General features: G+C 24.3%; 1 protein-coding gene. It reads right to left on the bottom strand.

Annotation, left to right across the window (positions count from 1 at the left end; genetic code table 11):
- Positions 1-437: 437 nt before the first annotated feature.
- Positions 438-632: a hypothetical protein gene (locus ACEW7V_RS01360; protein ID WP_374695640.1), complete on the bottom strand. Its 195-nt coding sequence runs from the start codon at positions 630-632 to the stop codon at positions 438-440.
- Positions 633-1,078 lie beyond the last annotated feature (446 nt).

Genomic DNA, 1,078 nt, shown 5'->3' with positions numbered 1-1,078 from the left:
ACATATAAAGCTGCTTTATCTTTATAGAAAAAAATTCATAAAATTTTCATCCCCAAAAAAGATTATTTGTTACAAAAGTGGAAAGAGTCGCGCTTTGAATTTCCCTCAATTTGTATTCGTTCAATTTGCCTTTAAATTTTGCATGAAGACCCTGAGTCCATTCAGTCTGTAGTTTGTTGTTTCGAAGAGAGTCTACATAAGTTTTAAATAAATCCAAAAATCTTTTAATAAATAATTTACCAATTGGACTTTGTGATTAGTAGGAAACAGAAGGACCTTGTCCTGAAGTCGATGTTAAAGTAAAAGTTTTATCAACAGCCTCATTTTGTCTTGTTCATGCCAAAATATTTTGGCTGCTTGTTCTTTTTGCTAAATCATGGAGCTGTTTCTATCAAAGGATTTTTCAACTGCCTCTGTTTTGGAGTATTTTTCTCCTCTCAAACAATATTACTATCCATCATATTAAAAGTAAAAAATAAACTTAATAAAGATAATACATATACCAAACGATTTGTTTTTTTATTGACTGCGTCTGTTGGCATTTTTTCTTTTTTTTCACCTTTCTTTCTTTTTTCTTTTCTTTTTATTTTTATACAAAATGTTAAAAAATAGCATATTATTAAAGGAGACAATTTAAAGAATTAATAAAATGCTATTAATTATATTATACCTCACAAAAAAGAAAAATAAAAATGCAAAAATTTTGAAAGATAGTTTTAATATCTGAAATATAATAAAAAACTACCTAAATTAGGTAGTTTTTTTATTTAAAAATATATTTAATTATTTAATGTTTTTATTCAATGATTGAAAAATAAATTAAAGGTTTATTTTTTGCAATCTAAAATATTTTGAATTTGTTGAGGTAATTGTTTGTAGATGTTTGTCCAATTTTCATTAAACATTTTTTGACATTTACGAATTTTGGATTTTAATTGTGACATTATCGTTTTAACTTGATCTTGAATGGATTCATTTAAAATTAATGTGTTTTTTATATTTTCAGGTTCTTCATTAGTTGTTAAAATTCTTAAATTAATGCTCTGTTAAATGTTTTATTTTATTTAAGCAATACGCT

Source organism: Areca yellow leaf disease phytoplasma, assembly GCF_041920595.1.
Note: the sequence above shows the minus strand (reverse complement) of the source record. Positions and strands in the feature narration are given on the sequence as shown.